This window comes from Flavobacterium piscinae, assembly GCF_004122145.1.
GTDB classification, from domain to species: domain Bacteria; phylum Bacteroidota; class Bacteroidia; order Flavobacteriales; family Flavobacteriaceae; genus Flavobacterium; species Flavobacterium piscinae.
The window spans coordinates 50,237-65,024 of the sequence record NZ_SBKQ01000002.1 but is presented as its reverse complement, the minus strand read 5'-3'; the positions used below and the strand labels follow the sequence as shown (position 1 = coordinate 65,024).

Genomic DNA, 14,788 nt, shown 5'->3' with positions numbered 1-14,788 from the left:
AATTAAACCTCCGAGCAATCGGAGGTTTTTTTTATATAATGTCGTTTGTATTTAAGATAGATGGAGATGATTTTTAGGTTAAAAGTGTTGAATAATTGACTTTAAACGGGAATTTTATCAAGTTGTCGAATTTATTGTGTTTTTCAATTTATCTACTCTAAATTTGATTATCCAAAAATAGCCCTAATACATTGTTAATCAAAAGAATGTAGGAACGTTTCCGAAATTGTATCAACTAAATACATATATATGGAAACTAAAAAATTACGTTATTTAGGGCTGTTTTTAATAGTCTTTTTGTTTTTTGTTCATCACACTTATGCACAGGTGAACATGACTGTAACTGGGTCATATACTCAGGATTTTAATTCGCTTTCACAATCAGGAAGCTCAAATAATTTTACTAATAATAATACAATTTCATCTTGGTATATACAGAGAGAGGATGGTAATGCTAATCCGAATAGCTATGCTGCAGATAATGGAGGAAGCAGTAGTGGAAGATTCTATAGTTATGGGTCGAATGGAAGTTCTGAGAGAGCATTAGGAATTTTGAATAGTAGTAGTACTGATGATGCCGCGATTGGTCTTTTGTTGCGAAATACATCCGGAGTAACGATTACTTCAATTACTGTTTCATATACCTTGGAACAATGGAGAAAAGGGAGTGATGGTGTTCAAGGAGTTAGCTTTAGGTACAGAACCAGTTCTTCTTCTTTTTCAGACTTAAATGAGAACTCAGATTCCGGATGGACTGCAGTACCTGGTTTAGATTTAAACGGACCAATTTCTTCAGGTTCTGATAATGTTTCTTTAAATGGTAATTCTGTTTCAAATAGAGTTTCTGCTTCAAATGTATCACTTTCAGGACTGTCTTTAGCAAATGGAGACTATATCATGCTTCGTTGGAGAGATGTTAATCACTCAGGTTCAGATCATGGATTTGCTATTGATGAAGTAACAATCAATTATTCAGTGCCAAGTTATATTTTTTCCAATGCGATTACAACAAATAATAATTTTAGTAATCCATACACAACTAATCAAGTAGTTGATGCTAATGCCACGGCATCTGGAATAGGAAGAGGACCTGGAATCAGTTATGAGTCTGAAAATGGGGCGTATGGAGCTAATGGTTGGACCACTAGTAATGCCATCGATGGAGATGATTATTTTGAATGGACAATCACACCTAATGTAGGTTATCAACTAAATTTTGAAAGCTTTGATTATGAAGAAGAGCGAAGAGATAATGATGCACCGGAAGATTTTTCATTTCGGTCAAGTTTGAATTATAATTCGTCTATTTCAACCTATACGCTAACTAATCAAAGTGCAACGAGTAAATCTATCAATCTTGGGGCTTCACAATATCAAAATGTTCAAAGTGCCATTACCTTTAGACTTTATGGTTGGGATGCTTCCGGACCATCAAATGACAGAGAATATAGAATAAACAATTTTGCATTTTTGGGTACTGTTACGATGATACCACCAACTGTTACTACTACCGCACCAACTGCGATTTGTGACAATGGTTCCGGTTCAGTTACCATTTCCGGGGATAATTTGATTTACGTTTCTGCTGTAACGGTAGGAGGAACTCCTGTTAGCATCGATTCACAATCTAATACAGAATTAATAGTAACCGTTCCACAAGGTGTTTCCGGGCTTTTGACTGTAACCAACGAGGCGGGAAGTGCCAATGGGGCCACTATTACTTTGTTAAATGCTGTAACGTATTATGCTGATGTAGATGGTGATGGATTTGGTAATGCAGCTAGTTCTATTTCTAATTGTACAGGGCAACCGAGTGGATATGTTACGAATAACTTTGACTGTGATGATAATTTATTACTTTATGAAGATTTAGATAATGATGGATTTGGATCTTCAGTTTTGGTTGCTTGCGGTGGAGTCTTAAATAATCTCGATTCGAATGACAACTTACTCACTTATGTTGATTTTGATAATGACGGTTTTGGAACTAACATGTTAGCCCCTAGTGGAGTTAATGATAACACCGACTGTGACGATACTAACAACACGGTTTATCCGGGAGCAACAGAAATCTGCTACGATGGATTAGACAACGACTGTGATGGCATCATCGACAATGGTTGTACGCCAATAGTATCGGTTGTTCAACCGGCACAGTGTGGAATAACGTTACCAACCATTGACAGTTATGTTTATGCCAACTTGGTAGCGGGAGCACAAGGATACCGTTTTAGAGTGACCAATTTATCAACCAATGAAGTACAAACCATTGACAGAGCTTTGCGTGTTTTCCGTTTTACACAATTAACAAGCTATGCTTTTGCAACCGAATATTCGGTTGAAGTTTCTGTGAGAATCAATAATGTATGGCAACCGTTCTACGGCACACCATGTACTGTTTCTACACCGGATACCACTACGCAAATTCAAGCTTCTCAGTGTAATTCCGCTATCAGTAACTTGAACAATTCAATTTTTGCTGATATTGTACCGTTTGCAACGGGTTACCGTTTCAGAGTAACGAATACGCTGAATCCAATCGATGTACAAACGGTTGACCGTCCGATAAGAGATTTTAGAATGAGTAATTTGACTTCTGTAGAATTCAACACCACGTACAATGTGGAAGTAGCAGTTAGAAATACAGACGGAACGTATTTATCATACGGACCGGTTTGTAACATTACTACGCCTATGTTTCCAACTGTTGGTTTGGAAGATGCACAATGTGATGAATACCTTGTAAATTCAAACAATGAATCACTTTTTGCAGAGTCATATCCGGGTGTTGAACAATACCGATTCTTATTGGAAAACATCAACCTACCCTACAGCCAAACGGTTGACAGAGCCACAAGAACAGTTACATTGAATAATTTCACAGGATTAGTACCGGGAGAGATGTATACTGTACGTGTTGCAATTCGCTTAAATGGTGTTTGGGGACCTTATGGAAAATCGTGTAGTATCATTACTCCTGGTGGAGAAATCATACTTATCCGACCAGAGGAATCAACTAACGAAACAGGCTTTAAAGCAATAGCTTATCCAAACCCATTTGCAACAAGCTTTACCCTTGATGTGAGAACATCCAACACTGAAGCTGTAAGCTTGACAGTGTATGATATGGCAGGAAGACTTTTAGAAGTAAGAGAAGTAAAAGCACAAGACGTTACCAACTATCAATTCGGTAATCAATATCCTTCCGGAGTTTACAATGTGATTGTAACACAAGGAGAAGAAACGAGAGCCCTACGAGTGGTGAAACAATAAGCTAAGTTACTGAGTTAACTAAATAAAAACCTCCGAGCAATCGAAGGTTTTTTTATGCCTAATTGTGACTGATTAGACGAAATGCACATTTTGTCGTTCTATGAAAAGCACTGTCAATAAAGCAACTATCGACGAAATGCACATTTTATCCATTCACTTTCAGTCCGTTGTCTTTTTATCGAGTTTATCGACACGTCATCGAAAAAATCGGGTAGAGGCATACAACCGATATACTTTTACATCAGAAATAAAAACAAAACGAATTTTTAAATTAGATATGAAAGCAATCAACACAAAATTCTTAATCTCTTTAATCGTAGTTCTTTTCTCTGCTATCACAGAAGTTGCTGCTCAAACATCAGTAGCGAACGAAATGGTATCAGAAGAAAATGCTCAAGAGATGATTCAAGAAAATACTGTTGAAATGAGTTCAATTGAAATATCAAATTGGTTTTCCGGAGCAAAACAAGAAACGAAAGTTTCTACTGCAAAAGAAGAATCAACGACCATTAACCGTTCTTCCTTAGTTTCAAAAAAAGAACAATATTTAAGATCAGGAATGTCTACCAAAACCATCTTGATTCGTTCGATTATGAAAAAAGCAGACAGTTATGTAAACGCAACGGTTTAGTTTTACGTCAAAAAGAAACTAAACAATCAGTTACTTAAAACCCTTCATAACCCTTCTTTTAGAGGGGTTTTTGATTTTTTAGGGTTTTTGGGATTTCTATTATATCGTATTGAAAGCATCACTTGTTTAATTTAGACGAATCTTCAGATTCTCATTCAAAACCCTCAATCACTCATTTACCGCTTAACTTCTCAAAGGATAACTTATATTTGTTTTCAAATGATGGTTATGAAGAAGTTATGCTTATCATTCTTTTTGTTATGTTGGAGTTTTGCTGTTGTTTTTGCACAAGACAGAACGGCAGACAGTTTAAAGAATGTCCTGAATCAAACAAAAAATGACATTGAAAAAGTGCAATTGCTCAATGAAATAGCCGATTATTACAAAAGTAATAATCCTATTTTGATGGAGGATTATGCTTCAAAAGCGTTATCACTGGCAAAAAAAATAAACTACAAAGCTGAAGAAGCAACCGCTTTACTCCATTTGGGCATCGCCAAAATAATTTCAGGCGATTATCCGAAAGCATTGGACTTTTTCTCGCAAGCCAAAGTAGTGTATGAAAATGAATTGGGTGTAAATTCAAAAGACAACCGCAAACTAAAAAACGGTTTGGCCAGAGTATATGGAAGCATGGGTGTTGTTTTTTCGGAACAAAGCAATTATGCCAAAGCCCTTCAACACCATTTAAAAGCAGTGACTTTATACGAAGAAACTAAAGAAGAAGAAAAATTAGCACGTGTTTATAATAATATCGGAATTGTCTACCGAGCACAAAATGAAGACTTCAAGGCATTAGATTACTTTAGTAAAGCTCAAAAACTTCAAGAAAAAGTGGGCGATCCAACCGTTGGTATTACCCTAACCAATATCGGAAATCTTCATTTAAAACAGCATAACCTAAAAGAAGCGGAGGACTATTATACCAAAGCAAAATTTTATTTTGAAAAATTTCCCAATCCAAGAGGTTTGGGTGAATTGTATAATAATTTGGGTTTACTTCACAAGAAAAATGCAAATTCGTCAAAAGCATTGGAAAGTTGGAATTTAGCTCTCCAAACATTCGATATAATTGACGATAAATTCGGAAAATCAGACACCTATCTTTTTATGGGTGAGTATTTTTATGAACAAAATATGTGGAGTGAAGCGTTAATCCATGCCCAAAAAGCAGCCGAATTATCCAAACAACTCAAGGTGTTGGAAGGAACGGCCTTGGCTGAAAAATTATTGAGTTCGATATACGAAAAACGCAATCAACCCAACGAAGCGTTCAAGCATTTTAAATTATACAAAACCGCTCAGGACAGCTTGATTAATCATGAAAACATTCGGAAAAGTGTGCAAGCCGAAATGAATTATGAATTTGAAAAGAAAGAAGCCATCAAGAAAAAAGAGCAGGAAAAGAAGGCGTTGCTTTTAGCAGAAAAGTCAAAAAGACAAACCCTTCAAACCATTTTTACCGCTTTATTTGTGTTGCTTTTGTTAGGAATTGCCTTTTTGATTTACAACCGCATACAGTTAAAGAAAAATTTAACGCTACAAAAAGAATTGGCAGAATACGAGCAAAAAGCCTTACACTTACAAATGAATCCACACTTTGTATTCAATTGTTTGGGTTCCATCTCCAGTTTTATTGTTCAAAACGGAACGGATTCTGCCATTAAATACTTATCAAAATTCTCCAAATTGATGCGATTGACCTTGGAATATTCAAAAGAATCACTCATTCCCATTGATAAAGAAATGGAGAGTTTGCAAAATTATTTGGAGTTAGAACAACTTCGATTTAATAATGTATTTGAATTTAAACTATCCAAAAGCAACGAAATCGAAGATGACATGGCAATTCCGCCTTTGCTTTTACAACCTTTTGTTGAAAACGCCATCATTCACGGATTAATTCCTAAAAAAGAAAACGGCACTATTTCAGTTGATTTTTCAATTGAAAAAAATAATTTAGTGTGTACTATTTTAGACAACGGAATTGGGTTTGAAAAATCCAAAGAAATCAAAGAAAATTTAGTGGCTATCCATAAATCAATGGCACTCGATATTACTAAAAAACGATTGGAAATGATGGAAGCGTCCACGGCTCAAAAAGCCAAGGTGGAAATAAAAGAAATTAAAAATGAGTTAGGCGTAATTCAAGGTACAAAAGTCGTCTTGAATTTACCGATACAATATATAAAGTAAAATAACCGGTTTGTGATTGAACCTGACACGAGCCCAAAGGGCGACTGGCGAAGCAAACTTGAAACCTGAAACTTGAAACCTGAAACCTGAAACAAAAACATGACAACAGCTATACTAATCGACGACGATGCCAACCTAAGAGCCGGAATGCGACAAATGCTTTCTCGGTATGCACCCGACATTTCCATTATTGGTGAAGCGGATAGTGTTCTGTCCGGTGTAGAAGCAGTTCATCGGTTAAAACCAAACGTGTTGTTTTTAGACATTCAATTAACCGACGGAACCGGTTTTGATGTATTGGAAAAATTAGCGGAAATCAATGGCAAAATCACTTCGCAAGTGGTTTTTATAACGGCTCATGAACAATATGCCATCAAAGCTTTTCGCTTTAGTGCGTTGGATTTTTTATTGAAACCGGTTGACCCGGATGAATTGCAAAAAGTAATTCAAAAGATAAAAGAGGTGATGTCAAAAAGCGATAATTATGCTCACATTGATTTGCTGTTGGAAAACATTCGCAGGAAAGTAGATCATTTCAAACGCATTGCTCTTTCTACCTCAGAAGGCATTCATTTGTTTGAAATCAGCGATATAATTCGTTGTGAAAGCGAAGACAATTACACCAAGTTTTACATCAAAAACAACAAACCGATTTTGATTTCCAAAACCTTAAAAGAATATGAAGATTTGTTGACGGAACACGGTTTTGAACGCATTCATCAATCGCATTTAATCAATTTGGCCTATTTGAAATCGTATATTAAAAAGGAGGGTGGGTATGTGGTGATGGCGGATAATAGTCATTTGCCCATTTCGCAACGAAAGAAGGAGCGGTTGCAAGAGTTGTTGAAGACGATGTAGCGAATTCTAAGTGAAAACGTACATTTACTCAATCAACTAAAAACACTAAAAACAGAAGTTGTATTTTTATAAAAATTATTGTTATGAAAAAGATATTCTTTTTATTGATTCTTTTCTCAAGTTTTGTTCAGGCTCAAATTGTGAATATTCCTGATCCGAATTTTAAGAACGCACTTTTATCTTATAATCCCGTAATTGACACAAATTCTGATGGAGAGATTCAAGAAAGTGAGGCATTGGCTGTGACTTATCTAATATTAGATGGCTTAGATATTTCCTCATTAGAAGGAATTCAAAGTTTCAGTAATTTAGAAATATTATCTTGTTGGGAAAACCAACTCACAACATTAGATCTGTCCGGTATGAGTATCTTATACTCACTTGCCTGTAATGACAATCAACTTATTAATCTAAATTTAAGCGGATGTTTAAATTTGATTGAATTATTTTGTAATAATAACTTATTGGTTGAACTTGATGTTTCTGGTTTAACAAATTTGACGCAAATTATTTGTCATAATAATTTACTTGCTGAATTGGATGTTTCAGGTCATACAAATTTGGAAGAAGTATTTTTTGATAACAATCCAACTATTGAAACTTTTAATGCTGCTGGTTGTACTGCTTTGATTTCCTACACCTACCATCCTAGTTTAAAACATGTAGATTTTTCAAATTGTACTTCATTGGGAAATATAACATTACATACAAATGGAAATTTAGAAACACTAAATGTTTCCAATTGTCAAAGTTTGTTTTTTTTATCAATTGATCAATCACAACTTACCTCACTTGATCTTTCAGGTTTAACTAATTTGGTAACAGCTGCTTGTGCTGAAAGTCCAATTTCTAATTTGAATATAAACGATTGTTTAAATTTACAAACACTTTACTTTGTTTCCAATCAAATAACTACTTTAGATATTTCGAGCAATGTTGCATTAGTTGAACTAACACTTGATGACAATAACCTTACTTTTTTGGATGCATCTTCAAATATTAATTTGAATTATTTAAGTTGTTATTCAAATAATCTAGAATCATTATTTATTAAAAATGGTCAAAATGAAACTCTTGAAGTAAGTGATAATCCCAATTTACAATTCATTTGTGCTGATAATAGTCAAATTGATACTATTCAAAATCAATTAAATGTTATGGGTATGACCACAGCCGTTGTGAATTCCTATTGTACGTTTACTCCCGGTGGAAATTATAATACGATTTCCGGAACAGTTTTGTTTGATGAAGATGAGAATGGTTGTGATGAGAATGATTCATCTCAATCATTAATAAAAATTAAAATTACTGAAGGCAATTCAACGGGTTACATGTTTACAAATTCCAACGGAGAATTCAATAGGTATGTATTGGAAGGTGATTTTGAATTAGAACCAATTATAGAGAATGAAACTTTTTTTACTGTTACCCCTGTAACGGCCTCTGTATTTTTTTTAAATGCTAACAATAACAATGCAATACAGGATTTTTGTATCGCTCCAGTTCCACAATTAAATGATTTAGAAGTTATTATTGCCCCCGTAACACCTGCTCGGCCTGGGTTTAATGCTATCTATAAGATAGTTTATAAAAATAAAGGTAATTATCCTATGTCACAACAAAATGGTGTTAATTTTGTTTACAACCAAAATTTGATGGAATTGGTATCAACATCTGTTGCTCCTTCATCACAAGGTCCGGGTGCTATACAATGGGATTATGCCAATTTAATGCCCTTTGAATCAAGAAGTATAGAAGTAACTATGGCCATTAATCCACCAACTGACACCGAAAATCCAGTAAATATTGGAGATGAGTTAACCTTTACATCTATAATTCTACCACAAGCCGGCGATGAGAATGTTCATGATAATACGTTTGTTTACAATCAAACGGTCGTTGGCTCTTACGATCCAAACGACATCACCTGTTTGCAAGGCGATGTGGTTTCGCCTACCCAAATTGGTAATTATTTACATTATGTCATTCGTTTTGAAAATACCGGTAACGCTCCGGCTGAAAATGTGGTGGTGAAAGTTGAAATCGACCCCAATCAATTTGATAGTAATTCATTACAAATGTTAGCTACGTCACATGATGCAAACATTCGAATGACCGGTAATAAAATTGAATTCATCTTTGAAAATATTCAATTGGAATCAGGCGGACACGGCAATATCTTATTGAAAATGAGAACCAATGAAACCTTGCAAGTGGGAGATTATGTAGAGAAAAAAGCTAACATCTACTTCGATTATAATTTCCCCATCGAAACCAACGAAGCGGAAACATTATTTGAGGCGTTGAGTTTAGTAAATCCGACTTTAGACAACCTTATTACAATCTATCCAAATCCAACAAAAGATGTGGTCACGATAAGTATCAAAGATAATTCCTCTATCAAAACCATTGAACTCTATGATGTGCAAGGAAGATTGCTGCAAACGCAGTTAGTGAATGATTTTTCTTCCGAATTAAATATAACGGAAAGAGCCAATGGAATGTACTTTATAAAAATCAATACGGACAAAGGAACTAAAGTGGAAAAATTGGTGAAAGAATAAGTGGTTTAAATTAATTTTAGTTAGAAAACTCACGTATTTATTGCGTGAGTTTTTTGTTTTAGACCGATATATAGAAAATTAGCAATTTTTATGCTAAATTTAACGAAATCGTTTCGAATAAAATTTTAACAATCCTACTTTATTTCGTAATTTCGCAACAAACAAAATTTATTCCTATTAATTTTTTATAAAAACATGTCAAAAACAGCCATATTAAAATTCGAAGGCAAAGAATATGAGTTTCCTGTAATCGTAGGAAGTGAAAATGAAGCCGCCATCGATATCGACCAATTACGTGCCCTGACCGGAGCAATCACCATTGATCCCGGTTACAAAAACTCAGGTTCATGCAAAAGTGAAATTACTTTTTTGGATGGAGAAGAAGGAATTCTTCGCTACCGTGGTTATTCTATTGAAGAGTTAGCCGAAAAAGCCGATTTCTTAGAAGTTTCTTATTTGTTGATTTTTGGAGAATTGCCTACCCAATCACAATTAGATAAATTTGAAAAGGACATTCGTAAATATACCTTGGTAAACGAAGAGATGAAAAGCATCATCGACGGTTTTCCAAAAACAGCTCATCCCATGGGTGTGTTGGCTTCGTTAACCAGTGCGTTGACTGCCTTTAACCCTAAATCGGTTAACCCGCACAACGAAAAAGAAATGTATGAAGCAGTGTGCAAAACCATGGCGAAGTTCTTGGTAATTGCCACATGGACGTACAGAAAATCAATGGGTTATCCGTTAAATTATTACGACAATACAAAAGGATATGTGCAAAATTTTATGCATTTAATGTATGAATTGCCAACCGGGCCTTATAAAATTGACCCGATTGTAGTCAATGCATTAGATAAATTATTTATCCTTCATGCCGACCATGAGCAAAATTGCTCTACTTCAACCGTAAGAATTGTAGGTTCTTCGCATGCCGGTTTGTTTGCTTCAATTTCTGCCGGAGTTTCGGCTCTTTGGGGACCACTTCACGGGGGTGCCAATCAAGCAGTATTGGAAATGTTGGAAGAAATTCATAAAAACGGGGGTGATGTAGATAAATATGTATTAAAAGCAAAAGACAAAGACGATCCGTTCCGATTGATGGGCTTTGGACACAGAGTGTACAAAAACTTTGACCCAAGAGCCAAAATTATCAAAAAAGCAGCTGATGATGTGTTAGGTGCGTTAGGCATTGAAGACCCATTATTGGATATTGCCAAAAAATTAGAAAAAGTAGCCTTGGAAGATGACTACTTCAAATCAAGAAACTTATATCCAAACGTTGATTTCTATTCGGGAATCATTTACCGTGCGTTAGGCATTCCAACCGAAATGTTCACGGTAATGTTTGCCATCGGCCGTTTACCGGGGTGGATTGCCCAATGGAAAGAAATGCGAGTGAACAAAGAACCAATCGGAAGACCACGTCAGGTGTATGTAGGTTCACCGTTGCGGGATTTTGTTCCGGTGGAGAAACGATAAGTATATAATATATTGTTAATAAGTAGATTAGCCTTACGCACAGTAAGGCTTTTTTTGTTAATAAATATTTAATGTTTCATTAAAGGTTTAAGTTAATATATTTCTTACTTTTAAGTAATAACTTTTAAATCAATTTATTATGAAGACAAAATTTTATCTTTTTTTACTAATTAGCATTATTGCAAATTATGGTTATGCACAAAATACTACTTATGGTGTAAATGCAAACCCTAATAATTATGGACAATTAAATACAGCAATTGGTAGAGAAGCATTGTATAGTACAAATAACGAAAGCAATGAAAATGTAGCAATTGGTGATTCAACTATTTATAGTAATTCTTCGGGATTTTATAATATTGGAATTGGTGTGAGCAGCTTGTATTCGAATACAACCGGGTCAAGAAATGTATCTTTGGGAAGATTTGCTTTACATGACAATACTGTTGGTAATGGAAATGTTTCGATTGGGGATAATTCAATGCAATTTAATGTTAATGGAGGTTATAATGTAGCTATTGGAAGCCAATCATTAAGAAAAAATAATTCTGGAATTAATAATGTTGCTATCGGAATAAATTCTCTTTATTCAAATAATAATGGGAAGGATAATATAGCAATTGGTTCATTGGCTTTAAGTGGTATTGAATCAAATAATTCAGTATATTATAATAACGGAGATAATAATATTGCTTTAGGAGCAAAAAGTTTAAATTCATTAACAGAAGGGAATAATAATATTGCTCAAGGAAGTAATTCTTTATTAAAGTTTGATAACGGGAGTGGTAATATTGTATTAGGCTTTAATGCCGGTAGAGATTTAGTTAATGGGTCAAATAATATTTTACTTGGTAATAATTGTAATTCTCCAACAACAACTTCTTTAAATAATACTTTAGTTATTAACTCCTTCAATGATCCTATTGGAAATATTAGAAAACATTCTCTAATTTTTGGTGAGTTTCATACATCTACAACTAATGGAAGATATTTGAAATTTAATGTAAATTCAGGTAGTAACTCAAGAGTAGAAATAGAATCTAAAGATAATAACACTAGTGGTTTAAAGTTTACTAAATTAACAAGTTCATTTAATCCGTCAGTTAGTTCCTCTAAATTCTTAACTGTTAATTCCACTGGGGATGTTGTATTGCAGAATATTCCTTTGGGTTCGGGTGGTACAGATATAAATATTTATAACGATAATGGCGAACTCTCTGGAGACAGAAAGATGAACATGAACAACTTCAATTTACATTTTGATACTTCTACAAGTTCTTCTACAACAGGCAAAATTTATATTGGAGACACTCCTGATTATCCAACAACAACGGGTAATTATAAATTATATGTAGAAGGTGGCATCCTTACCGAAAAAGTTAAAGTTGCATTAAGAAATCCTAATACAAACTGGGCAGATTACGTGTTCGCAGATGATTACAAATTACAATCTCTAAAAGAAGTTGAAACCTTTATCAAAGCAAACAAACATTTACCCGGTATCGAATCTGCTCAAGAATTAGTTGAAAACGGTCTTGATTTAGCTGACATGCAAGCCAAACAAATGGGTAAAATTGAGGAATTAACTTTGTATATTATCGAGCAAGATAAAAAGTTAGAGCAACAAAGTAAGGATATTGAGGAGTTGAAAGCTTTGGTGAAAGTTTTAATGGATAAAAAATAAAAATATGAAAATATATATAAAAATAATAGTAATTGTTTTTAGTTTATTTTTTCCATTTCAAATTTTTTCTCAAGAATTCAAAAAAGAAAATTATCTGAAGTTAGAAAGTGAAAGAATAGAAAAGGTAAAGTTAATTGAAAATGATATCGAGTCATTTATCTCTAAAAACATAGACAAGTATAGAATAGATAAAAAAAGTAGTATTTATTTCGGAAAAAAAGTTGATTGCATAGATCATTGTCATGATAATTTAACAATAGATGAGGAGTATAAATTTATTAATTCTTTAAAAAGATCTAAATTGAGAGAGATTTTCTTTCAACAAAATCCTGATATGTTAAATTTTTACAATGTAACTTCTTTGGATGGTGAATATCGATTGATTTGTGATAATGGAGGTTTTGAAGGTGTAGTGCCATTGGCAGATTATCGGTTTTTTTCTGATCCTATTGTAACAAATTTAGAGTGTGCTGTCGCAATTCCTCAAACTGTTTTTCTTCCACTTATAAATAATTTTGGAGCTTTAGCAACATTAATTGATAATTCCGACATATCATGGAACGCAACAATGCAATTTGATGGGACTTTAAATACACCGGCATATGGAAATATTCAAATATCTACTTTATCTCCTAATGCAGGAAGTCGAGCCATTAAATTGAATAATAACAATGGAGGGAATGATGTAACAACTATGTCAAGGGATATATTAATTAATGATAATGTACTCGAATATGAATTTTCATTAATATTACAAAATTCAAACCATGCAGGAACGAATCAACAACCCATTTTTAAAGTTGAAATATTTGATTTAAATGGCAACCTGATTCAACAGCGTTGTATAATTTCTCAGCCTGACTGTAATTTCACTTTAGCTCCTTTTAACTTAAATCCGGCACATGCTAATAGTATTTTATTTACAGATTGGATTTGTGATGCAGTGGATGTTTCCGCTTTAATTGATGCCCCCGTTGTCAATGGAGTTAATGCAACAGTTACCTTTACTATTGCTGATTGTGGACGAGGTGGACATTTTGGCACAGTTTACATTGATAATATTTGCAATTTTACTTGTGGAAATCCTGCTTTTGGACTTGTTCAAATTGAACCAGTCAATGGGTGTCCTGATTATATAAACAATACACCATTTGAGATATGTGGTGAATATAATGTACCTGCTAACGCAAATAATGTAAATTTTACAATTAATTTTTCAACTGATGACGGGCAGACATTTAACCCAATTGATCATAATTTATTTAATTTAGTGATTAATAGTTTAACCAATCAAACTGGTAATTTCTGTTTTCAATTAAACCCAAGTTTCTTTTTAACGGATCCTAATGCTAATTACCTTTTTCAAATAGTACAAACATTTGATCAAAACTGTGCTTTAGGAACATTTCCAGTTGTTAATAGTAGTCTAGCTGTTGTAAATATTTCACAATGTTGTTTACCTACATTAACTTCCTCAATTGCAATTTCTGGAATGGTTCAAGAAGAAAGAGAACTTTGGATAAATTCAACAGATTTCATTACCTTCCAAGATAATGTTCAGGGCAATGGAGTTGTATATCATGCAGGAAATTTTGTAGAGTTGAATCCAGGTTTTGAGGCAGTATTTGGTAGTAAATTTGCAGCATATCCAGAAGGATGTACAAATCCTCAAAGTTTTGTTTACAGAAGTCAAAATATAAAACATAAAGCAGACCCTGATAATGATAATTTAGAAATAAATTTAGTCAAAGTAGAAGATTATAATTTTGTTATTAACCCCAACCCTTCATCCAACACTATTGAAATAAATTCAAATAATAGCTTTACTAAAGTAACTATTGTGTCATTAGAAGGTAGAATTGTTTATGATAAAGCAATTGATAATACTAATTCACTTCAAGTTGATGTGAGTGATTTTGCTAATGGAGTTTATATTGTAAATGTAGTTGAAGAAAACGGAAAACTTGAATCGCAAAAACTTATCAAAAATTAAATTAGAAATTCATACAACCAAAGCCTTCAGTAATGAAGGCTTTTTTTTATCAAAAAATTAAACGAAATTTTCTAATTAAATGTATTTTTATGCACTAAATTTATTTT

8 protein-coding genes are annotated in these 14,788 nt (G+C 33.7%); all 8 read left to right on the top strand.

Annotated features, from left to right (window positions below; all coding sequences use genetic code 11):
- Nucleotides 1-249: 249 nt before the first annotated feature.
- The 8 genes from EQG68_RS01860 (at nt 250) to EQG68_RS01825 (ending at nt 14,681) form a co-directional block, all read left to right on the top strand.
- The gene (locus EQG68_RS01860) at nt 250-3,273 is read left to right on the top strand and encodes a MopE-related protein (protein WP_129463088.1); all 3,024 of its coding nucleotides are present in this window, start codon (nt 250-252) and stop codon (nt 3,271-3,273) included.
- Nucleotides 3,274-3,373: 100 nt separating this feature from the next.
- Nucleotides 3,374-3,904 (top strand): hypothetical protein, encoded by a 531-nt coding sequence (locus tag EQG68_RS01855; RefSeq protein WP_129463087.1) that lies wholly within the window; start codon nt 3,374-3,376, stop codon nt 3,902-3,904.
- 228 nt (nt 3,905-4,132) lie between these two features.
- Nucleotides 4,133-6,100 carry a tetratricopeptide repeat-containing sensor histidine kinase gene (locus tag EQG68_RS01850; protein WP_164975367.1) on the top strand — a complete coding sequence of 656 codons (1,968 nt, stop codon included), beginning with the start codon at nt 4,133-4,135 and terminating at the stop codon, nt 6,098-6,100.
- Nucleotides 6,101-6,199: 99 nt separating this feature from the next.
- Nucleotides 6,200-6,961: a LytR/AlgR family response regulator transcription factor gene (locus EQG68_RS01845; RefSeq protein ID WP_129463085.1), complete on the top strand. Its 762-nt coding sequence runs from the start codon at nt 6,200-6,202 to the stop codon at nt 6,959-6,961.
- Between the two features lie 83 nt (nt 6,962-7,044).
- Nucleotides 7,045-9,525, top strand: coding sequence for a DUF7619 domain-containing protein (locus tag EQG68_RS01840; RefSeq protein WP_129463084.1), 2,481 nt, complete (start codon nt 7,045-7,047; stop codon nt 9,523-9,525).
- 195 nt (nt 9,526-9,720) lie between these two features.
- Nucleotides 9,721-11,004, top strand: a complete 1,284-nt coding sequence (locus EQG68_RS01835) for a citrate synthase (RefSeq protein ID WP_129463083.1) — start codon at nt 9,721-9,723, stop codon at nt 11,002-11,004.
- A 139-nt stretch (nt 11,005-11,143) separates the two neighbouring features.
- A complete protein-coding gene (locus tag EQG68_RS01830) occupies nt 11,144-12,688 on the top strand; it encodes a hypothetical protein (RefSeq protein ID WP_129463082.1) in 1,545 nt (514 codons plus the stop codon).
- A 4-nt stretch (nt 12,689-12,692) separates the two neighbouring features.
- Complete coding sequence (locus EQG68_RS01825; RefSeq protein WP_129463081.1) at nt 12,693-14,681, top strand: T9SS type A sorting domain-containing protein; 1,989 nt, start codon at nt 12,693-12,695, stop codon at nt 14,679-14,681.
- Nucleotides 14,682-14,788: the final 107 nt, after the last annotated feature.

Excerpts from the sequence above, each read along its gene's own strand:
- EQG68_RS01825 (WP_129463081.1), top strand. The coding sequence starts at position 12,693 with ATGAAAATATATATAAAAATAATAGTAATTGTTTTTAGTTTATTTTTT.
- EQG68_RS01855 (WP_129463087.1), top strand. The coding sequence starts at position 3,374 with ATGAAAAGCACTGTCAATAAAGCAACTATCGACGAAATGCACATTTTA.
- EQG68_RS01845 (WP_129463085.1), top strand. The coding sequence starts at position 6,200 with ATGACAACAGCTATACTAATCGACGACGATGCCAACCTAAGAGCCGGA.
- EQG68_RS01850 (WP_164975367.1), top strand. The coding sequence starts at position 4,133 with ATGAAGAAGTTATGCTTATCATTCTTTTTGTTATGTTGGAGTTTTGCT.
- EQG68_RS01830 (WP_129463082.1), top strand. The coding sequence starts at position 11,144 with ATGAAGACAAAATTTTATCTTTTTTTACTAATTAGCATTATTGCAAAT.
- EQG68_RS01835 (WP_129463083.1), top strand. The coding sequence starts at position 9,721 with ATGTCAAAAACAGCCATATTAAAATTCGAAGGCAAAGAATATGAGTTT.
- EQG68_RS01860 (WP_129463088.1), top strand. The coding sequence starts at position 250 with ATGGAAACTAAAAAATTACGTTATTTAGGGCTGTTTTTAATAGTCTTT.
- EQG68_RS01840 (WP_129463084.1), top strand. The coding sequence starts at position 7,045 with ATGAAAAAGATATTCTTTTTATTGATTCTTTTCTCAAGTTTTGTTCAG.